At 72.3% G+C, this 19213-nt stretch carries 17 protein-coding genes; 14 read left to right on the forward strand and 3 right to left on the reverse strand.

Annotated features, from left to right (window positions below; all coding sequences use genetic code 11):
- Positions 1-127 precede the first annotated feature (127 nt).
- Complete coding sequence (gene betA / locus ACIB24_RS04915; RefSeq protein ID WP_398275963.1) at positions 128-1801, reverse strand: choline dehydrogenase; 1674 nt, start codon at positions 1799-1801, stop codon at positions 128-130.
- Positions 1802-1904: 103 nt separating this feature from the next.
- On the opposite strand from betA, the gene ACIB24_RS04920 reads away from it, so the two are divergent.
- The 3 genes from ACIB24_RS04920 (at position 1905) to ACIB24_RS04930 (ending at position 4604) form a co-directional block, all read left to right on the forward strand.
- Entirely contained in the window at positions 1905-3383 is a 1479-nt protein-coding gene (locus ACIB24_RS04920) for an aldehyde dehydrogenase family protein (protein WP_398275966.1), read from the forward strand.
- A gap of 123 nt (positions 3384-3506) precedes the next feature.
- Entirely contained in the window at positions 3507-3896 is a 390-nt protein-coding gene (locus ACIB24_RS04925) for a DUF805 domain-containing protein (protein ID WP_398275969.1), read from the forward strand.
- Between the two features lie 87 nt (positions 3897-3983).
- Entirely contained in the window at positions 3984-4604 is a 621-nt protein-coding gene (locus ACIB24_RS04930) for a DUF805 domain-containing protein (RefSeq protein WP_398276772.1), read from the forward strand.
- Between the two features lie 96 nt (positions 4605-4700).
- Here ACIB24_RS04930 and ACIB24_RS04935 read toward each other — a convergent pair whose 3' ends face one another.
- Positions 4701-5474, reverse strand: a complete 774-nt coding sequence (locus ACIB24_RS04935; protein WP_398275972.1) for an IclR family transcriptional regulator — start codon at positions 5472-5474, stop codon at positions 4701-4703.
- 164 nt (positions 5475-5638) lie between these two features.
- On the opposite strand from ACIB24_RS04935, the gene ACIB24_RS04940 reads away from it, so the two are divergent.
- The 10 genes from ACIB24_RS04940 to ACIB24_RS04985 all read left to right on the forward strand — a co-directional run bounded on the left by ACIB24_RS04940 (position 5639) and on the right by ACIB24_RS04985 (position 15559).
- On the forward strand, positions 5639-5992 hold the full coding sequence (locus ACIB24_RS04940; protein ID WP_398275975.1) for a bifunctional 3-phenylpropionate/cinnamic acid dioxygenase ferredoxin subunit: 354 nt from the start codon (positions 5639-5641) through the stop codon (positions 5990-5992).
- A complete protein-coding gene (locus ACIB24_RS04945; protein ID WP_398275978.1) occupies positions 5989-7233 on the forward strand; it encodes an NAD(P)/FAD-dependent oxidoreductase in 1245 nt (414 codons plus the stop codon). The genes ACIB24_RS04940 and ACIB24_RS04945 overlap by 4 nt, the downstream gene beginning before the upstream one ends.
- 17 nt (positions 7234-7250) lie before the next feature.
- Positions 7251-8378 carry an aromatic ring-hydroxylating dioxygenase subunit alpha gene (locus tag ACIB24_RS04950; protein ID WP_398275981.1) on the forward strand — a complete coding sequence of 376 codons (1128 nt, stop codon included), beginning with the start codon at positions 7251-7253 and terminating at the stop codon, positions 8376-8378.
- A 102-nt stretch (positions 8379-8480) separates the two neighbouring features.
- Positions 8481-9515, forward strand: a complete 1035-nt coding sequence (locus tag ACIB24_RS04955) for a Gfo/Idh/MocA family protein (RefSeq protein ID WP_398275984.1) — start codon at positions 8481-8483, stop codon at positions 9513-9515.
- A 58-nt stretch (positions 9516-9573) separates the two neighbouring features.
- Positions 9574-10431, forward strand: a complete 858-nt coding sequence (locus ACIB24_RS04960; RefSeq protein WP_398275987.1) for a hypothetical protein — start codon at positions 9574-9576, stop codon at positions 10429-10431.
- Positions 10432-10493: 62 nt separating this feature from the next.
- On the forward strand, positions 10494-11084 hold the full coding sequence (locus ACIB24_RS04965; RefSeq protein WP_398275990.1) for a GNAT family N-acetyltransferase: 591 nt from the start codon (positions 10494-10496) through the stop codon (positions 11082-11084).
- A gap of 23 nt (positions 11085-11107) precedes the next feature.
- Positions 11108-11842, forward strand: coding sequence for an alpha/beta fold hydrolase (locus tag ACIB24_RS04970; RefSeq protein WP_398275993.1), 735 nt, complete (start codon positions 11108-11110; stop codon positions 11840-11842).
- Positions 11839-13455: a Mur ligase family protein gene (locus ACIB24_RS04975; RefSeq protein ID WP_398275996.1), complete on the forward strand. Its 1617-nt coding sequence runs from the start codon at positions 11839-11841 to the stop codon at positions 13453-13455. The genes ACIB24_RS04970 and ACIB24_RS04975 overlap by 4 nt, the downstream gene beginning before the upstream one ends.
- A gap of 44 nt (positions 13456-13499) precedes the next feature.
- Positions 13500-14600 carry a hypothetical protein gene (locus tag ACIB24_RS04980; protein WP_398275998.1) on the forward strand — a complete coding sequence of 367 codons (1101 nt, stop codon included), beginning with the start codon at positions 13500-13502 and terminating at the stop codon, positions 14598-14600.
- Positions 14600-15559 (forward strand): D-alanine--D-alanine ligase family protein, encoded by a 960-nt coding sequence (locus ACIB24_RS04985; protein WP_398276001.1) that lies wholly within the window; start codon positions 14600-14602, stop codon positions 15557-15559. The genes ACIB24_RS04980 and ACIB24_RS04985 overlap by 1 nt, the downstream gene beginning before the upstream one ends.
- A 66-nt stretch (positions 15560-15625) precedes the next feature.
- Here the strand turns inward: ACIB24_RS04985 and ACIB24_RS04990 are convergent, their stop codons facing one another.
- A complete protein-coding gene (locus tag ACIB24_RS04990) occupies positions 15626-17854 on the reverse strand; it encodes an AfsR/SARP family transcriptional regulator (RefSeq protein WP_398276004.1) in 2229 nt (742 codons plus the stop codon).
- Positions 17855-18101: 247 nt separating this feature from the next.
- On the opposite strand from ACIB24_RS04990, the gene ACIB24_RS04995 reads away from it, so the two are divergent.
- The gene (locus ACIB24_RS04995) at positions 18102-19181 is read left to right on the forward strand and encodes a hypothetical protein (protein WP_398276007.1); all 1080 of its coding nucleotides are present in this window, start codon (positions 18102-18104) and stop codon (positions 19179-19181) included.
- The last annotated feature ends 32 nt before the right edge of the window (positions 19182-19213 follow it).

Below are 19213 nucleotides of genomic sequence, written 5' to 3' on the forward strand. Positions count from 1 at the left end.
TAGTGATCGGCACGGCGCTTCACGACCTGAACGAGTACGCACGCGCGGCGCGTGTGCGCGCGGGGGTGGGTACCTGGTCGGCCTACGGCCGAGTGGGTGCTGCCCGGTGGGTGCCGTCCGGCGTGGGTCAGCGTGGTGCGCGGTGCCGGTAGAACGGGACGTGTTCGGCGGGCAGCGGGGTCGCGCCCAGGATCAGGTCGGCAGCCTTCTCGGCCAGCATGATCACCGGCGCGTAGATGTTGCCGTTGGTCACGTACGGCATGGCCGAGGCGTCGGCCACCCGGAGCCCCTCGACCCCGTGCACGCCCATGGTCAGCGGGTCGAGCACCGAGAGGGGCCCGGTGCCCAGGGCCGCCGTGCACGACGGGTGGTAGGCCGTCTCGGCGTCCCGGGCCACCCAGTCGAGGATCTCCCCGTCGGTCTGGACCGCGGGGCCGGGCGAGACCTCCCCGCCGTCGAAGGGCTTCAGCGCCGGCTGGGACAGGATCTCGCGGGTCACCCGGATCGCCTCCACCCACTCCCGCCGGTCCTGGTCGGTGGACAGGTAGTTGAACCGCAGCTCGGGATGGGTCCACGGGTCCGTCGAGACGATGCGGACCGAGCCCCGGGCGTCGGAGTACATCGGTCCGACGTGTACCTGGTATCCGTGCCCGTCGACCGGTTTCGTGCCGTCGTAGCGGATGGCCAGCGGCAGGAAGTGGAACATCAGGTTCGGGTAGTCGACGTCGGCGTTGCTGCGGGCGAAGCCACCGGCCTCGAAGTGGTTCGTCGCCGCCGGGCCCGTGCGGGCCAGCAGCCACTGCAACCCGATGAACGGCCGCTTCCACAGGGCCAGGGCCGGGGCCATCGAGACCGGCTGGCTGGAGGCGTGCTGGACGTAGACCTCGAGGTGGTCCTGGAGGTTGGCGCCGACCCCCGGCAGGTCGGCGACCACGTCGATGCCCAGCCCGCCCAGCAGGTCGGCCGGGCCCACCCCCGACAGTTGGAGCAACTGCGGGGTGTTGATCGCGCCGCCCGCGAGCACGACCTCTCCGGCCGAGACCCGGTGCACCCGTCGTCCGGCCGGCGTCCCCCACGGGGTGGCGCGGGAGTACTCGACGCCCACCGCCCGGTTCCCCTCGAACACGACCCGATGGACCATGGCCAGGGTCTTCACGTGCAGGTTGGGCCGGTCCTTCACCGGGTGCAGGTAGGCGCGCGCCGCCGACAGCCGCTTGCCGCGCCGGATCGTGCGGTCGAACCGGTTGAAGCCCTCCTGGCGGAACCCGTTCACGTCGTCCGTCAGCGGGTAGCCCGCCTCCTGAGCCGCCTCCAGCATGGCGCCGAACAGCGGGTTGACCGCCGGGCCCCGCTCGAGCACCAGCGGGCCGGAGCCGCCGCGCCAGTCGTCCGCGCCGGCCAGGCAGGTCTCCATCCGCTTGAAGTACGGCAGGCAGTGCGCGTAGTCCCAGGTGGCCATGCCGGGGTCGGCGGCCCAGCGCTCCAGGTCGAGGGGGTTGCCGCGCTGGAAGATCATCCCGTTGATGCTCGACGAGCCGCCCAGCAACCGGCCGCGCCCGTGCGCGACCCGGCGGCCACCCATGAACGGTTCGGGCTCGGACCGGTAGCGCCAGTCGTAGAGCGGGTTGCCGATCACCATGGTCAGCGCCGCCGGCATGTGCGTGAGCAGGTCCCAGGCGAAATCGCTGCGCCCGGCCTCCAGCACGAGCACCGTCGTCGACGGGTCCGCGGACAGCCGGTTGGCCAGGACGCACCCGGCCGAGCCCCCACCGACGATCACGTAGTCGTAGCGCTGGTTCACGGCCCCTCCGAGGGCGACGGCATATCGTGGGGATGCGTACTTGTTGCGCAGACCGCAGCGCGTTTCAGTCTAAGCAACAGTTCGGGCGATCGGGAGGCACCGGATGGGCACCCTCTACATCGACGGCGACTGGCGGGCCGCGGCCGCCGGCGGCACACGGGACCTGCTCGACCCGGCCGACGGCTCCGTGCTGCGCACCGTCGACGAGGCGGGGGCGGACGACGTCCGCCTGGCCGTCGAGGCCGCTCACCGGGCGTTCGAGGGGCCCTGGCGGACGACGACCGCGGCCGAGCGTTCGGCCCTCCTGCTGCGGGTGGCCGACCTCCTGCAGCGCGACCGCTCCGCGCTCGCGGAGCTCGAGACCCGAGACACCGGAAAGACTCTCGTCGAGGCCGGGATCGACGTGGACGACGTCACCGCGGTCTTCCGGTACTACGCCGCCCTGGCGGTGGGGGACCCCGGGCGGTTGGTGGACGCCGGGTCGGCGACCGTGCTGTCCCGCGTGGTGTACGAGCCGGTCGGCGTGTGCGCCCTGATCGCACCGTGGAACTACCCGCTGCTGCAGATGTCCTGGAAGGTCGCCCCCGCGCTCGCGGCGGGCAACACGATGGTGCTGAAGCCGTCCGAGGTGACGCCCCTGAGCACGGTCGAGCTGGTCCGGCTGCTGGCCGAGGCCGGGCTGTCGCAGTACCCGGGCGTGGTGAACCTGCTGCTCGGCTCGGGGGCCAACGCGGGCGGTCCGCTGGTGGAACACCCACTGGTGGAACTGGTCTCGTTCACCGGCGGGCTGGCCACGGGTCAGGCGATCATGCGCTCGGCGGCCGAGGGCGTGAAGAGGGTGGCGCTCGAGCTGGGCGGCAAGAACCCGAACATCGTGTTCGCCGACGCCGACCTCGAGGCGGCCGTCGACTACGCCCTGACCGGGGCCTTCCTGCACGCCGGGCAGGTCTGCTCGGCGGGCACCCGGTTGATCCTGCACGACTCGATCGCCGAGGAGTTCGCCGCCGAACTGGCCCGCCGGGCCGAGCGGATCGTCGTCGGGCCGGGCCTCGACCCCGCCTCGCAGTCCGGCCCGCTGGTCTCGGCGCAGCACCGGGACAAGGTGGAGAAGTACGTGGCCCTCGGCCTCGAGGAGGGGGCCCGCCTGCTGGCGGGCGGGCGCCGTCCGAGCGAGGCCCATCTGCAGGACGGGTACTTCTACCGGCCCACCGTGTTCGCCGGCTGCGACCGCAGCATGCGCATCGTCCAGGAGGAGACCTTCGGCCCCATCGTCACGGTGGAGACCTTCGAGACGGAGGCCGAGGCCGTCGCGCTGGGCAACGACACCGACTACGGCCTGGCCGGGGCCGTCTGGACCGGCGACCGCGACCGGGCCCACCGGGTGGCCGGGGCGCTGCGGCACGGCACGGTCTGGATCAACGACTTCGGCCCCTACCTGCCGCAGGCCGAGTGGGGCGGGTTCAAGCGGTCCGGCACCGGCCGCGAGCTCGGGCCCACCGGGCTGGCCGAGTACCAGGAGGCCAAGCACGTCTACGAGAACACGTCACCGCAACCGGCGTACTGGTTCGGCCGGCCGGAATGACCGTTATCGAGCCGTACGGTGCGATCTCACCTTTTCCTGTGAAAGTGGAGGGTCGGACGCGCTACGTTTCGCCTCCGTATCTCAGCTGATCAGAGGCTGAAAGCAGTCCCACGGAGGGGATTCATGTCGTTCCAAGAGGCGGTCCAGACCGTCCTGACCCAGAAGTACGCCGACTTCTCCGGGCGCGCCCGCCGGTCCGAGTACTGGTGGTTCTTCCTGTTCAACCTCATCGTCAGCATCGTCGCCTCGATCATCGACCGGATCGTCGGCCTGGACGGCGTGGTCGGCAGCTACGGCGTCCTGCAGCTGCTGGTCGGCCTGGCCTTCCTGATCCCGGGCCTGGCCGTCGCCGTCCGCCGGCTGCACGACACCGGCCGGTCGGGTTGGTGGGTGCTGATCGCCATCATCCCGGTCATCGGGTGGATCGTGATCATCGTCTTCCTGGCCCTGGACGGCGAGCCGCAGCCGAACCAGTACGGCCCGTCGCCCAAGGGCGCCGGCTACCCGGTCTGAGTCGTTCCGTGCCCCGGCGCTGCTAATTTGCGCCGGGGCGCGTCCGCGTTCGTCGTCTTCCAACCAGGGGGTCTCCCGGTGTCGTTCATGCAGGCGGTGCGCAGCGTCCTGTCGCAGTACGCCACGTTCAGTGGTCGGGCGCGGCGCTCGGAGTTCTGGTGGTTCGGGCTCTTCTACCTGCTGGTGACCTGGGGCCTGTTCATCGTCGCGGCCCTGCTCGGCGCCGGCGCGATGGCCCTGGACGACACGCTGGGCACGGCGGTGCTCGTCGTCGCGCTGATCGTCGCGATCGTCGTGATGATCGGGCTGATCGTGCCGTCGCTGGCGGTGCAGGTCCGGCGGTTGCACGACACGGGCCGTTCGGGCTGGTGGCTGCTGCTGTCGTTCGTGCCGTTCGGAGGCATCGTGGTGTTCGTCTTCACGCTGCTCGACAGCCAGCCCGACAACCAGTACGGCCCCTCGCCGAAGTACCCGGGCGGCCTCCCGGGTTTCGGCGGCGGGTACCCGTCGCCCTACCCGCCGCAGCCGTACCCGGCCCAGCAGCCGGGTTACGGGCAGCCGGGTTACGGGCAGCCGGGTTACGGGCAGCCGGGTTACGGGCAGCCGGGTTACGGACAGCCGGGTTACGGACAGCCGGGTTACGGACAGCAGCCGCCGCCGTCGTCCTACGGCCAGCAGCCGCCGCAGAACCCGTTGCCGCCGCAGTAACCTGCGCACCGGGTGGGCACGGTGTCACACAGTGCTCACCAGGCGGTCGCGGTGTCACACCGTGCTCACCTGCGTCCTGCCCACCGCACCGAGCGGTCAGGGCGCCGCGTAGTACCCGAGTCGCCGGCTGATCTCCCGCGCGCCCGCGACCAGGCGGGCCGCGACCGCCGGGAACTGCGTCACCTGCAGCCGGTAGCTCGGCCCCGACGCGCTGATCGCGGCCACCACCCGCCCGTCCCCGCTCCAGATCGGGGCGGCGACGGCGGTCAGGCCCACCTCGAGCTCCTCGGCCGTGCTCGCCCACCCGGCGTCCTTCACCGTGGCCAGCTGCATGGCCAGCGCCTGCGGGTCGGTCACCGTCGCGTCGGTCAACCGGTCCAGGGGCCCGGCGAGGACGCCCTTGCGGACGGCGGGGGTGGCGTGCGCCAGCAGCACCTTCCCGCTGGAGGTGGCGTGCAACGGCGTCCGGCGCCCGATCCAGTTCCGGCTGCCGACCGAGGCCGTGCCGAACTCCTGCAGGACGTTCACGGCCGCGCCGTCGTCGAGGATCGCCACGTTGATCGTCTCGCCGAGCTCGGCGGCCAGCCCCTCGCACACCTCGCGGCCCTCGCGGCTGACGTCGAGTCGCCCGGTGGTGGCCGCGGCCAGCCGCAGCACCCCCAGCCCGAGCCGGTACTTGCCCCGATCGCCCACCTGGGTGACCAGGCCCCGGCTCTCCAGGGCGGTGACCAGCCGGAAGGCGGTGGACTTGTGGACGTCGAGCGCGGCGGCCAGCTCGGTGACGCCCAGCTCGCCCTGCTCGGCGAGGAGGTCCAGAACGGTCAGCGCCCTCTCCACTGACTGCACCTGCGCGGGCACGGACCGGTCCACGCCGTCAGCCTAGGGGCAGGGGTGGCCCCGGGTGTCACCAGAGTTAACGCAGGAGCCTTGCTCCCGGAGTCACCTCCACCGCACACTTGTTGCGCCTGGAACATTCGGCTTGCGCCATGCGCAACAGGCAAGACGCATGGCGGCGGCCGGAAAGGGCTGGACTGATGAGCGAGACCCGGGTGTGCGCGGTGACCGACGTCCCCGAGGGCGAGGCCTACCGGGTGGTGCTGGACGGCCTGCCGATCTCGGTCTGGCACGTCGAGGGTGCCTTCTACGCGATCGACGACACCTGCACCCACCAGGACGCCTCGCTGGCCGACGGCTGGCTCGAGGGCTGTGCCGTGGAGTGCCCGCTGCACGCCTCGATGTTCGACCTGCGCACGGGCGCGGTCAGCGGGCCGCCCGCGCAGACACCGGTGCGCACGCACGCGGTCTTCGTGAAGGATGGGGCCGTGTATGTCTCCCCTGGCACCCCCGCGTCCCTGACCGACTCCTCGACCGGGCAGGTGGGTCGATGAGCGGGATCACGTCGGTCGCCGTCGTCGGCGCCTCGCTCGCCGGCCTGTCCGCCGCCCGCGCCCTGCGCTCGCTCGGCTACACCGGCTCCGTCGTCCTGATCGGCGACGAGGTCCACCGCCCCTACGACCGCCCGCCGCTGTCCAAGGAGTTCCTGGCCGGCAAGCAGCAGGCCGAGGACATCTCCTTGGGCATGCCCAAGGACGAGGAGCTGGACGTCGAGTGGCGGCTCGGCGTACGGGCCACCGGTCTGAAGGTGCTCGCCGAACCGGGCACGCCGGGGGCGTTCGCCGTGGAGCTGGACGGCGGGGAGCCGGTCGTCGTCGACGCGGTGGTCGTGGCCACGGGCGCCCGGGCCCGCGAGCTGCCCGGCGAGATGCGTGAGGGCCACCTGCTCGACGGCGTGCACACCCTGCGCACGCTGGACGACGCCCACCGGCTGCGGGCCGAGCTCGTCCCCGGGGCGCGGCTCGTGATCGCCGGCGGTGGCTTCATCGGTGCCGAGATCGCCTCCACCGCGCAGGAACTCGGCGTCGAGGTCACGGTGGTCGAGGCGGCCGCCGTCCCGCTGGCCGTCCCGCTCGGCGAGGAGCTGGCCCGCGAACTGGCCCAGGCGCACACCGAGCACGGGGTCACCCTGCTGACCGGGGTCGGTGTGGCCGCGCTGCACGGCGAGGCGAGGGTCACCGGCGTCGAGCTGGCCGACGGGCGGGTCCTGCCCGCGGACGTCGTGGTGGTCGGCATCGGCTCGCTGCCCAACACCGAGTGGCTGGCCGGCAGCGGTCTGACCCTGGAGGCCGGCGGCGTGCTGATCGACGAGGCCGGGCGGACCAACCTGCCCGGGGTCGTCGCCACCGGCGACGTGGCCGCGGTCTTCGACCCGCTGGCCGGCCGGGTCGTGCGCGGCGAGCACTGGACCGACGCGTTGCAGCACCCGAACGTGGCCGCCGCGGCCCTGCTCGGCGTCGACCCGCCTGCGCAGCCGCCGCACGCGGTCATCCCGTACTTCTGGTCCGACCAGTACGGGGTCCGCCTGCAGTTCGCCGGTTTCCGGGCCGACGGCGACGAGTTCGAGATCGTCGACGGCGCCCTGGAGCCGGGCGAGGACGGCGGTCGCTCCTTCGTGGCGGTCTACCGGCGCGGGGAGCTGCCGGTGGCCGTGCTCGGGGTCGGCATCCCGCGGACCTTCAACAAGTGGCGTCGCGAACTCGTCAAGAGTCACGCCCAACTCAGCACTGCATAGTCGAAAGGTGCCTGCTCATGACCACTGTCAGCCTCCCGGAGAGTCTGATCGGCACGCCGCCCGGGTCGGACTACACCGACCCGGCCGGCTTCGCCCGTGAGCAGGAGCGCATCTTCGAGCGGACCTGGTTCGCCGTCGCCCGGGCCACCGACCTGCCCACCCCCGGGAAGTTCGTCACCCGGCAGGTCGGGCGCGAGAGCGTCCTCGTGGTGCGCGGCCGCGACGGCGCCCTGCGGGCGTTCCTGAACGTGTGCCGGCACCGCGGCGCTCAGCTGTGCCGGCAGCCGGAGGGGGAGCTGCGCCGCAGCATCCAGTGCATGTACCACGCCTGGACCTACGGGTTCGACGGGAAGCTCATCGCCGCGCCGAATCTCGCGTCGTTCGAGGGCGTCCGCAAGGAGGACTACGGGCTGCGTGAGGTCCACCTGCGCGAGTGGATCGGCTACGCCTGGGTGAACCTGGCCGACGCCCCGCCCAGCTTCGAGCAGGACGTGCTGGGCTCGGCCACCACCCGGCTCGGGGAGGAGAACGCCATCGGGGACTGGAAGATCGACTCCCTGACGGTCGGTCACCGGATCGAGTACGACGTGCGGGCCAACTGGAAGCTCCTCATCGAGAACTTCATGGAGTGCTACCACTGCGCGACGATCCACCCCGAGCTGACCGAGGTGCTGCCCGAGTTCACCGAGGGGTGGGCCGCGCAGTCGTACGTCGGGCACGGGGCCTCGTTCGGCGACGACGTCCAGGGCTTCACGGTCGACGGGAGCGAGGGCCTCGGCACGATCCCCGGCCTGGCGCCGGAGCGGGACCGGAAGTACTACGCGATCACCGTGCGCCCCAACGTCTTCATCAACATGATGCCCGACCACGTCGTCGTGCACCGGATGTACCCGCTGGCCGCCGACCGCACCCTGGTCGAGTGCGACTGGCTGTTCGCGCCCGAGACCCTCGCCGAGGCGCCCGACCTGACCCGCACGATCGAGTTGTTCGACCGGGTCAACCGGCAGGACTTCGACGCCTGCGAGGCCACCCAGCCCGGCATGGCGTCGCGCTCCTACCGCGACGGCGGCGTCCTGGTGCCCAACGAGCACCACCTGGCCGACTTCCACGAGTGGGTGACCGAGCGGCTGAACCGGCCCCTGTAGCGGCCGTCGCGGGCGATCTTCAGGCCAGGTGGTACGCCACGGCGGGGGAATTTCCTGTTACTGACCGTACAGTGAATGATTCCCACCGTGGCGGTGACGCGGATGGGACTCGTGGGGTTCGGGTCGGGTGGGCGGCTCTTCCATGCCCCGCTGATCGACGGGGCGGACGGGTGCGAGCTGGCCGGGGTGGTGACGTCGTCGCCCGAGCGGCAGGCCGAGGTGCGCGAGCTCGGCGTCCCGGCGTTCGAGACGCTCGCTGACCTGCTGGAGTCCGGCGCCGTCGACGCTGTCACCATCTCGACCCCGGCCGCCACCCACGTGTCGCTGGTGCAGCAGGCGATCGCGGCCGGCGTGCCGGTGGTCAGCGACAAGCCGTTCGCGCTCGACCGCACGTCAGCACGGGAGGCGGTCGAGGCGGCGGAGGCGGCTGGCGTCCTGCTGTCGGTGTACCAGAACCGGCGCTGGGACTCGGATTTCCGCACCCTGCAGTCGCTGGTGGACGCCGGTCGCCTCGGTGAGGTGCTCCGGTTCGAGTCGCGCTTCGAGCGGCTGTCCGCCCCCGACAAGCCCGTCGGACTGGCCGGGGGCGGGCTGCTGCTGGACTTCGGCGCCCACCTCGTCGACCAGGCCCTGGTTCTGCTCGGCCCGGCCGTCACGGTCTACGCCGAGGTGAGCACGCGCACCGACGCGCCGCAGCCCCGCGCCGGACGGCACCCCCTCGAGGACGACTGGTTCATCGCGCTGGAACACGAGTCCGGGGCCCGATCGCACCTGGCCGGCAGCTGGTGGCACCCGGCCCCCGGCCCAAGGTTCCGGGTGGTCGGCACGCAGGCGGCCTACGTCGTCCGGGAGTTGATGGACGGTCAGGAGAGTGCCCTCAAGGCCGGGTTCTCGCCGGTCGACGTGCCCGGCTGGCTCGAGGAGCCGGAGATGGCGTGGGGCCGGCTGCAGTACGGCGGCGCCGTGGAGATCGTGCCGAGCGAGCGCGGCCGGTGGGACCTGTTCTACGAGCTGTGGGGGGCGGCCGTGCGCGGCCAGGGTCCGGTGCCGGTCGACCCCTGGGACGCCGTGCGGGCGCTCGAGGTGATCGACGCCGCCCGCCTCTCGGCCGCCCAGGGGCGCGTCGTCCGGCTCTGACGTCTCATTCCGAGACGCCGTTTCCGTTTTGCCGGTAACGCCCTGGATGCTCTTCCGTGTGACGTCCGACAGCGGGGGTAAGCAGCCGGGGCCGGTTCATGACCGGGCGATGCGCGGGCTGATGGGTGGGGGGCTGGTCCCGGTCTGCGCCGCCCTGGGCATCGCCGTCAGCCCCAGGGCCCGGTCGCTGGGCGAGACCTTCACGCGTGCAACCCTGACCACGGACCTCGTGCTCCAGGATGTCGACCGGATCGTCCACGTCGAGTGCGAGCGTCAGGGTGGCCGGACGATCGTCGCGCGGATGCTCGAGTACCGCGGGGCGATCATGCGCAAGCACCACACGTCCCGGATCGACCAGTACGTGGTTGTCCTCGGGGGGCGTCGCGTGCCCTCAGTGGCGGGCTGGCCCTGGGCGCATCCCTTCGTCACCGTCTACTTGCGGGATCTGTCGCCGGAGGCATTCCTGACGGAACCGGCCACAGCGCCGTTGGCGGCCTTGGCGGGCCGGGTGAAGGCGAGACGTGGGGCCGCCCTGATCGCCGCCGTCCGGTTGATCGACGCCGAAGGGGGTGCGCGAAGAACCGAACTGCTCGATCACACATTCGTCCTGGCCGCGAACGGGCTGGACCGGCCTACAATTGCCGGAATCGTTGAGGAGGTTGCCATGACCATCGAGTCGATTCTCGACATCTACCGGGACACGACCCTCGGTCAGGCCATGCACGAAGAAGGCCGCGAAGAAGGCCGCGAAGAAGGCCGCGAAGAAGGCCGGGAAGATGTTCTGGTGGCCCTGCTGACCTCACGATTCGGCGAGGACCCCCGGGTGAGCGCCGTGGCCGCGAGTCTGGCCCAGCTCGCTCCGGCCGAGGCCCTGCGCACGGTGCTGGCCGCGGCCACCCTCGACGAACTGCTCTGACGGGCCGTCCTCGGCCCGAAAGGGTTCGCGGCGAGGGTGTGGACGCCCCTAACGTGCCCGTCGTGAGCTTCCTGCAGCCCGTGACCCTGACCGGCGACCTGGTCCGGCTCGAACCCCTCAGCCACGACCACCACGACGGCCTGGTCCAGGCCACCCGGGACGGCGAGCTGTGGCGGCTCTCGTACACGAGCATCCCCGACCCCGACGGCATGCGGGCCGAGATCGACCGCCGGCTGGGACTTCTCGAGGCAGGCACGATGCTGCCGTTCACCCTGCTGAGCGCCGCCGGCACCGTGCTGGGCATGACCACCTTCATGAACGTCGACGCCGTGAACCGGCGGGTGGAGATCGGCTCGACCTGGAACCGGCGCTCGACCCAGCGCACGGGCACCAACACCGAGAGCAAGCTGCTGCTCCTGGGGCACGCCTTCGAGACGCTCGGGTGCATCGCGGTCGAGTTCCGCACCCACTGGCTGAACCAGCAGTCCCGGGCCGCGATCGCCCGGCTCGGCGCCAAGCAGGACGGCGTGCTCCGCCAGCACCAGCGGATGCCCGACGGGTCGTTCCGGGACACGGTCGTGTTCTCGATCATCGACTCCGAGTGGCCCGCGATCCGGACGGAACTTCGCCGCCGCCTGGCGTCCCACGGCTGAACCGGCACCAATAGGGTGACGGCGTGCTCAGCTCGCTGTTGAACGGCCAGGTGTTCGGCGAACGCGTCGGCTCCGGCGCCCCCGCCGTCCTGGCCCTGCACGGGTGGCGCCGCACGCACGCCGACCTCATGGGCGTGTTCGGCGACCTGCCCGGCCTGGCCATCGACCTGCCCGGCTTCGGCGCGTCGCCCACCCCCACCGAGGCCTGGGGCAGCCCTGAGTACGCCACCGCTCTGCTCCCCCTGCTCGACGACCTGGCCGAACCCCGCATCGTCGTGGGCCACAGCTTCGGCGGGCGCGTCGCCGTCCAGTTGGCCGCCGCAGCCCCCGAGCGGGTCAAGGGGCTGGTACTGACCGGCGTCCCGTTGATCCGGGGCGAGGTGCGGCCGCCGTCGCTGGGCTACCGGCTGCTGCGGGGGGCCACGAACAAGGGGCTGATCCCGGCGAAGTACCTGGAGGCGCGCAAGCAGCGCACCGGCTCCGACGACTACCGGGCCGCGACCGGCGTCATGCGCGACATCTTCGTCACGCTGGTCAACGAGACCTACGACGACGTGATGAAGCGGGTCCAGTGCCCCGTCTTCATGGTCTGGGGCGAGCACGACACCGCGGCCCCGCCTCAGCGCAACAAGCGGGCCCAGGCCCTGTTCCCGCAGGCCCGGCTGCGCATCGTCGAGGGCTCGGGGCACCTGATCGACGCCCCGCTCGAGGCGGCCGTGCGCGACGCGGTGCAGCAGGCGGCGGAGGTGTCGGCATGAGCGCGCTGCACGTCGGCCTGATCTTCCTGGTCACGCTGCTGGCCGCGCCGCGCTGGCTGCGGGTCGCGCAACGCGAGCACTACGAGGCCGGGCGGGTCACCGCCATCGCCGCCCGCTGGCTGCGCGTCGTCCCCGTGAACCAGCGCTTCGGCGCCGCCCTGCTCGGGGTCCTCGCGCTGGGCGTGCTGCTCGTCGCGGTCGGCGGCGTCGCCGTGGGCGGGGCGCTCGCGGTGCTGGCGGTGCTCGCCTCCGCGTTCTGGCCGTGGGGGCTGGCCTGGCGGGGCAAGGAGAAGAAGCTCGCCTTCACTCCGCGGGCCCGCCGGCTCGCGCTCGCCGGGTTGAGCCTCGTGCTGGTGCTGGACGCCGTCGCGCTGGGTCTCGCGCTCGCCTCGCCCGTGTGGGTGCAGGCCCTGGGGGTCCTGCTCGCCGGCCTCGTGGCGCTCGGCTCGCCGGTGGTGACGGACGCCGCCTGCGCGCTGGCCACGCCCGTCGAGAAGCGACTGTCGGCGCAGTGGGTCACGCTGGCGCAGAAGCGCTTTCAGGAGATCCACCCGACCGTGGTGGCGATCACCGGGTCGTACGGCAAGACCTCGACGAAGAACTACGCGGCCCACCTGATCGGCCCGTACAAGGCGACCGTGCCCAGCCCGGCCAGCTTCAACAACCTGATGGGCCTGTCGAAGGCCGTGAACGACCGGCTCACCCCCGGCACCGACGTGTTCATCGCCGAGATGGGCACCTACGGGCCGGGTGAGATCGCCGCCCTGTGCGAGCTGTTCCCGCCGGACGTCTCCGCGATCACCGCGATCGGCGACGTCCACCTGGAGCGGATGGGCAGCCGCGCGAACATCGTGAAGGCCAAGTCGGAGATCCTCGTCCCGGCGCGCACCGTCGTCCTCAACCTGGACTCGCCCGAGCTGCGCGCGGTCGCGGACTCGCAGGTCTCGGCCGGCAAGGAGGTCTGGCGGGTCGGCACGGGGCCGGAGGCGACCGACGTCCAGGTCCGGCCCGCCTCCGGGGTGGAGACCCCGGGCACCGTGACCGTCGTCGTCCGCGGCGAGGACCTCGGGTCCTGGCCCGTCGCCCCGACCGTTCACCCGACCAACCTGGCCGTCGCGATCGCCCTGGTCAGCTCGCTGGGGGTGCCCCCGGCGATCTGGCTGAAGCGGATCGGGTCGATCCCCGAGGTGCCGCACCGTCGCGAGGTCTCCACGTCACCCGCCGGCGTGACGGTCATCGACGACACCTACAACGCCAACCCCGACGGCGCCCTCTCCGCGCTCGAGCTCGGGCTGCGGCTGGCCGACGAACAGCGCGGTCGGCTCTGGGTCGTCACGCCGGGGATGATCGAGCTCGGCGACCGCGAGTTCGAGGAGAACCAGCGCCTCGGGGAGCAGGTCCTGGCCCGCGGGGCGTCCTTGATGGTGGTCGGCTACACGAATCGCGCCGCCTTCGAGGCGGCCGTGAAGCGCGTCGTGGCCGAGGCCGACGGCGGGCTCGGCCGGGCCGAGTTCCTCCCCGACCGGCCCAGCGCCGTGAAGAAGGTGCACGAGCAGGCCCGGCGCGGGGACGTCGTCCTGTTCGAGAACGACCTGCCCGACCACTACCCGTAAGCCGCAGGTCGGCGACCTGTGCCGGGCGTGGCACGATATGGCGCATGTCGACCACGGCCGTGATCTTCGGCGGGCCCTCGCCCGAGCACGACATCAGCATCCTCACCGGGCTGCAGTGCGAGCGCGTACTGACGGACGCCGGGCAGGACGTCGTGCCGATCTACTGGGGCCGCACGGGTGGCTGGCACCTGGTCCCGAACGGTGGCGAGGCAAAGGACTACGTCGACGGACCGCCGTCCGGTGCGAAGGACGTCGAACCGCGCCTGGGCGCGGCAGCCGGCTTCTACGCCGGGGGCGGCCTGCGCGGGGCCAAGAAGATCGCCGTCGACGCGGTGCTGAACTGCTGCCACGGCGGCCCCGGGGAACGCGGCCTGCTCAACGGGCTGCTCGACCTGATGGGTATCCCGGCCACCGGTGGCCCGGCCGGTGCGGCCGAGCTGGGCATGGACAAGCTGGCCTTCGGCACGCTGCTCGAGGCGCACGGCCTGCCCACGCTGCAGCGCCGCGCGATCACCCCCGACACGAAGGACCTGCCGTTCGGCGGCCCGTACATCGTGAAGCCCCGGTTCGGGGGTTCCAGCATCGGTATCGAGGTCGTCGAGGACCTCGGCACCGCCCGCGACCTGGTCCGGGCCGCTCCGGCGCTGCGGCTGGGCGCCGTGGTCGAACCGTTCGTCAAGGGCGCGGTCGACCTCAACCTCGGGTTCCGCACCTGGCCGCACTTCTCGTCCAGCCTGCTGGAGCGGCCGCTGCGGCCCGAGGACGGCGAGATCTACGACTACAAGGCCAAGTACCTCGGGGGCGCCGGGCTGGTCAGCGCGCCGCGGGAGATCCCGGCCAAGGTCGACCCGGCGATCGAGGCCGAGGCTCGCGAGCTGGCCGAGACGGTGGCGACGCTGACCGGCATCCAGGGCCTGTGCCGGGTCGACTTCCTGGTGATCGACGGCGTCCTGCACGTCAACGAGATCAACACGATCCCGGGGGCGATGGGCCTGTACCTGTGGCCGAACGAGGTCTCCTACGCCGAACTGCTCACCGGTGCGGTGGCCGAGGCCGTGGCGAACAAACCGGTCTTCGACGCCACGGGCGCCGACGGCACGGCGCTGCGGGTGGCGGGCGGCATCGCCGGGAAGCTGATGCGCTGATGAGCGTGGACCGCAGTTCGGTACGGGTCGGAGTGGTCTCCGGCGGGCTGTCGCACGAGCGTGACATCAGCCTGCAGTCCGGCCGGAAGGTCCAGCACGCCCTGCGCTCGGCCGGTTTCGCGACCAGCCTGCACGACCTGGACGGCGGGTTCGTGGCCGCGCTGCGCCAGGGCCAGTTCGACGTCGTGTTCCCCATGCTGCACGGCGGGGTGGGTGAGGACGGCGGGCTGCAGGCGCTGCTGGAGCGGCTCGACGTGCCGTTCGTCGGCTCGGGTTCGGCGCCCGCACGCCGCGCGGCCGACAAGTACCTGGCCGGGCAGGCGCTGACCGCCGCCGGGCTGACGGTGCCCGACACGCAGCTGATGCCGGTGGCCCTGTTCAAGGAGCTGGGCGCGGCCGAGGTGCTCGACCTGCTCGGCTTCCGGATGACCTTCCCGCTGATCGTGAAGCCGAACAGTGGCGGTTCATCGCTGGGCGTGCGGGTGGTCAAGCACGAGGCCGAGCTGGCCCCGGCACTGATCGCCTGCTTCGCGTACTGCGACGTGGCGCTCGTGCAGCGCTGGGTCGACGGGCAGGAGGTCGCGGTCGGGGTGATCGACCGGGGCGCGGGCCCGACCCCGTACCCGCCCGTGCTGATCCACGGAACCCACGACGGTGTCTACGATTTCGAGGCGCACTACTCGACCGGGATCATCTCGTTGTCGACCCCTGAGTCGGTCTCGGGCCTCTCCGCAGGCGCTCTGGGGGACGTGGCGCTGCGGGCGTTCAACGCGCTGGGCCTGCGCGACCTGGGTCGGGTCGACCTGGTCGTCGACGGTGAGGGTGTCCCGCACGTCCTCGAGGTCGCCGTCACCCCGGGGCTCACGGACACGTCGGTGTTCCCGTTCGGCGCGACCGCCGCGGGCGACCCGATCGCCGAGTGGGCGACCGCGCTCGTCACCCGCGCGCTCGACCGCTGAACCGCCCCCGATCGTCGACGAGTGAATCTCGGATGTGAATAGCATCCGTAATCGCCTCGTAAACGGTCAGAGGGCGGCGGCGTCGCGTTCGCAGCGTTCGACCCACAGCGGGGCGCCGAGCCGTCGGGCGAACCGGGCGCCGGTCGCGAAATGGTCCGCGGCGAGCGCGTTGTCACCCAGGGCCCCGGCCAGCAGACCCAGTGCGTGGTCGACTGGCCGGGCGAGGTGCGTGTACACCGCACCCGTCCCGGCGTGGGCGGACAACAGGTCGTAGAGCCGCCGGGCCCGCGCCTCCTCGCCCAGCCGCGCCACGGTCCCGGCCAGTCCGGCGGCCTGTGCGACGGGGTTGACCATCGTGGGGCCGCTGCGGGTGTAGAGGTCGAGGTAGCCGTCGACCGCCTGCGCCGCCTGCTGGAGGTCAGTGCCGCCGGCCCCCTCGGTGAGGACGCGGGCGAGTTCGGCGCGGGCGGCCACCGCGTGGTGTTCCGGCAGGGCGGGGGAGTCGAACGGAGTTAGCGCGGGGGCCAGTTCCGACAGCCGCCCCTGGTGCTCGCGCACCGTCGCGAGCAGCACCAGCCGGATGCCCTCGACGAAGAACGTCGGCAGCCCCAGCGCGTGACCCGACGCCGTGGCCTCCTCCGTCAACGCCTCGGCCGCGGCGAGGTCGCCGTGGAGCACCGCCACCGCGGCGCGGCTGTAGGCCAGCTGGTGCTGGACCCGGGCGGAACGCAGCCCGGAGGCGTGTTCGGCGGCCGTCTCGAGCAGGCCCTCGAGGCCGGCCCCGTCACCGGACTCCATCCGGGTCAGGAAGCGCCACAGCGCCACCCGGGTCAGCGCGCTCGGGTCGTCGAACCGCTCCGCCAGACCCTCCAGTTCGTCCTCCAGGCCGGCCTGCTCGAGCGGGAGTCCGGCGCCCGTGAGCGTGCGCCGCGCCGTGGTCAGCACCGACATGAGCAGGGCCGGGTCCTCGGCGGAGCGGGCCAACACCAGCGCGTTGCGGGCGGCGCGGCGGCCGCCGAAGCCGTCCGCCAACCAGGTACGACCCACCGCGATGTGTCCGAGAAGCCTGGTGCGTCGTTGCATCTCGCCGGGCCAGACGGCGTCGTAGGTCTCCTGGAAGAGGCCCACGAGGTCGTCGTCGAGATGGCTCTCGTCGCTGCCGGTCGCCTCCTCGGAGAACGCGAGCGCGGCATCCGCCATCCGGTCGGGGTCTCCGGTCTCCCGTGCCTCTTCCCAGACCCGGTGCAGCAGTTCGGTTCCCGCCGGGTCGCCGAGCACCCGCAGGGCCCCGCCGTAGAGGATCTGCAGGTCGCGCCGCCCGGCCGGGTCGGGGTCGCCCGCGGCCGCGAGCACGTCGAGGGCCCGGCGGGCCATCGCCGCGGTGTCCTCGTAGACGCGAGCCTCCCAGCTGGTCCGGGCCGCGGCCAGGCCGTACCGCAGCGCCCGCCGCCAGCCGCCGCCGGTCGCCGCCGGGGTGAGCGCGGCCGGCGCGCGCGGTGTCTCGTGCTCGTCGGAGAGCAGGGAGGTCATCAGCGCCCGGGTGGACTCCGAGGGTGCGGTGCCCAGCTCCTCGGCCAGCAGCGCCCGGCAGGCCTCGTACACCCGCAGCGCCTCGGCGCGGTTGCCCGACTCCAGCAGGGCCCGCATCTGCAGCCGGTAGCCGTCCTCCCGCAGCGGCGCCAGCCGGACCAGCAGCCGGCCCAACTCCTCGGCCCGGCGCACGTCGTCCAGAGCGAGTGACGCCTCGCCGACCGCCAGGGCCAGCCGCGTCACCGCCTCGACGGTCGCGCGGCGGGTGCGCTCGACCCAGTCACCGTCCAGCCCCGCCAACGGCACGTCTCGGGTGGCCGCGCCCAGGTGGACACCCGACGCGGCGGCCGTCGTCGGGTCGCCGGCGCGTACCGCGTCCTCGGCGCGGGTGGCCGCAGCGGTGAGCTCCTCGACGTCCACCCCGACACCGGTGGGCAGCGACAGCCGGTAGCCCGTCCCCGCCGACTCGACGGCGGCGGGTCCCAGACCCGCGGCCGTGCAGGCGGCCCGCACCTCGGCGATCACGTTGCGCAGGGCCGCCTGCCACGACTTCGGCAGCCGGTCCTCCCAGATCACGTCGGCCAGACGGTCCCGGGGGACGATCCGCCCGGGTGGTGAGGCGAGCTTCGCGAGGCACAGCTGCGCCCGCCGTCCGGTGATCTCACCCCCCGGGTCGATCCGCGGGACGCCGAACAGTCGGACCGCGGCGGCCGGGACCCGGGCGGGAGTGGCTGTGATGTCCAACACGTCCATCACGTCCGACATGGTCACCTCCGCTCTGCTGCACAGGTCGCACTGGATCATTTGCCGGATTTCGCCGGAATTCTCGGTTCAAGATCGTCCGCAATCGGCCTGCCGATTGTCGACGATCATCGGGAGGATGACACATCGCCACTGGTCAGAGAGCGGTTTCGTTGCGCTCGCGTTGCACGCCCGCGGTTACCGTCGCGGCCCGGCCGCCGTCGTCCGGACTCCCGAATAACCCTCGCGTGCACGGATGGAGCGCCCCCTCATGTTCGGTCCTCACTTCAGGCGGCGGCGGATCGCCGCCGCCGCCGTCCTGGTCGCCACCGGGGCGGGCCTGCTGGGTGTCGCGCAGGCGGGTGGCGCCCAGGCCGCGGTCACGCTCGGCCAGTACACGGCGACCGTCAGCCCGGCCTCGATCCCCGTCGGCACGTCGAAGGTGCTCACCGTGACCTTCACCGATGTGGCGGGCAGCCTCGCCACCCTCGGCTATGCGAGCGTCACGCTCCCGTCGTCCTTCACCGGGATCTCGGTGCCGAGCAAGGTGACCAGCAGCGCGGGGTACCCCTGGGCGGTCAGCGTCTCCGGGAAGACCGTGAAGCTGAAGACCAGCGGCCTGCTCGGCCTCGGCTCGCTGCTGCCCGGGAAGTCCGTGAGCGTGCCGGTCACCGTCACCGGCGGCACGGTCGGCACGTTCGCGCTGGCCACCGCGGTCGCGGTCTCGCCGACGGGCACCGACCTGATCCCGGTCTTCAAGCTGAAGGGCGCTGCGCCGTCCGTCCAGGTGCAGACGGTCACCCCCTCCGTGACCACGAGCTGCGCCGCGACCGCGGGAAGCTGCTCGACGCCCGCCGGCGCGTTGGTCGGGCAGACGGCGGGCGGCCAGACCGACAGCTTCCAGATCACCGCCGACCCCGGCGCGACGCCCGCCGTCATCACGGCCTCGATCCAGTACCCGGACGACGCGCACCGGCTCCTGTGCCAGAGCGACGACGTCGACCAGGTGCTGGTCTTCAACGTCACCGGCAACCGGGCCAAGACGATCGTCGACGACCGCGCGAACAACTTCGTCGGCGAGGGCGCCAACAACGACATCTGCTACGGCTCGGACAACCCGTTCTACGTCTACGGAGAGACCGGACCGGAGGAGGACCCGGGCTGGGGCCCGGTGATCGCCGACTTCAACCCGGCCAACGGCCAGTACGAGGGCTACCTCATCAACTGCAACGAGCTGTCCGACATCGGGGTCCCGAGCACCAACCCGTGCGTCGACAGCTACGAGTTCACCGACGACGGCACGGTCATCACCGTCAAGGCCCCGGCCGGCGACCCCAAGATGACGGGCTGATCCCTCCACCCCACCCCCGCCGACCGGCGATG

This window comes from Spongisporangium articulatum (assembly GCF_044465595.1).
Classification (GTDB): Bacteria; Actinomycetota; Actinomycetes; order Actinomycetales; family Kineosporiaceae; genus Spongisporangium; species Spongisporangium articulatum.

Excerpts from the sequence above, each read along its gene's own strand:
- ACIB24_RS04920 (WP_398275966.1), top strand. The coding sequence starts at position 1,905 with ATGGGCACCCTCTACATCGACGGCGACTGGCGGGCCGCGGCCGCCGGC.
- ACIB24_RS04925 (WP_398275969.1), top strand. The coding sequence starts at position 3,507 with ATGTCGTTCCAAGAGGCGGTCCAGACCGTCCTGACCCAGAAGTACGCC.
- ACIB24_RS04930 (WP_398276772.1), top strand. The coding sequence starts at position 3,984 with ATGCAGGCGGTGCGCAGCGTCCTGTCGCAGTACGCCACGTTCAGTGGT.
- ACIB24_RS04940 (WP_398275975.1), top strand. The coding sequence starts at position 5,639 with ATGAGCGAGACCCGGGTGTGCGCGGTGACCGACGTCCCCGAGGGCGAG.
- ACIB24_RS04945 (WP_398275978.1), top strand. The coding sequence starts at position 5,989 with ATGAGCGGGATCACGTCGGTCGCCGTCGTCGGCGCCTCGCTCGCCGGC.
- ACIB24_RS04950 (WP_398275981.1), top strand. The coding sequence starts at position 7,251 with ATGACCACTGTCAGCCTCCCGGAGAGTCTGATCGGCACGCCGCCCGGG.
- ACIB24_RS04955 (WP_398275984.1), top strand. The coding sequence starts at position 8,481 with ATGGGACTCGTGGGGTTCGGGTCGGGTGGGCGGCTCTTCCATGCCCCG.
- ACIB24_RS04975 (WP_398275996.1), top strand. The coding sequence starts at position 11,839 with ATGAGCGCGCTGCACGTCGGCCTGATCTTCCTGGTCACGCTGCTGGCC.
- ACIB24_RS04980 (WP_398275998.1), top strand. The coding sequence starts at position 13,500 with ATGTCGACCACGGCCGTGATCTTCGGCGGGCCCTCGCCCGAGCACGAC.
- ACIB24_RS04985 (WP_398276001.1), top strand. The coding sequence starts at position 14,600 with ATGAGCGTGGACCGCAGTTCGGTACGGGTCGGAGTGGTCTCCGGCGGG.
- ACIB24_RS04990 (WP_398276004.1), bottom strand. The coding sequence starts at position 17,854 with ATGTCGGACGTGATGGACGTGTTGGACATCACAGCCACTCCCGCCCGG.
- ACIB24_RS04995 (WP_398276007.1), top strand. The coding sequence starts at position 18,102 with ATGTTCGGTCCTCACTTCAGGCGGCGGCGGATCGCCGCCGCCGCCGTC.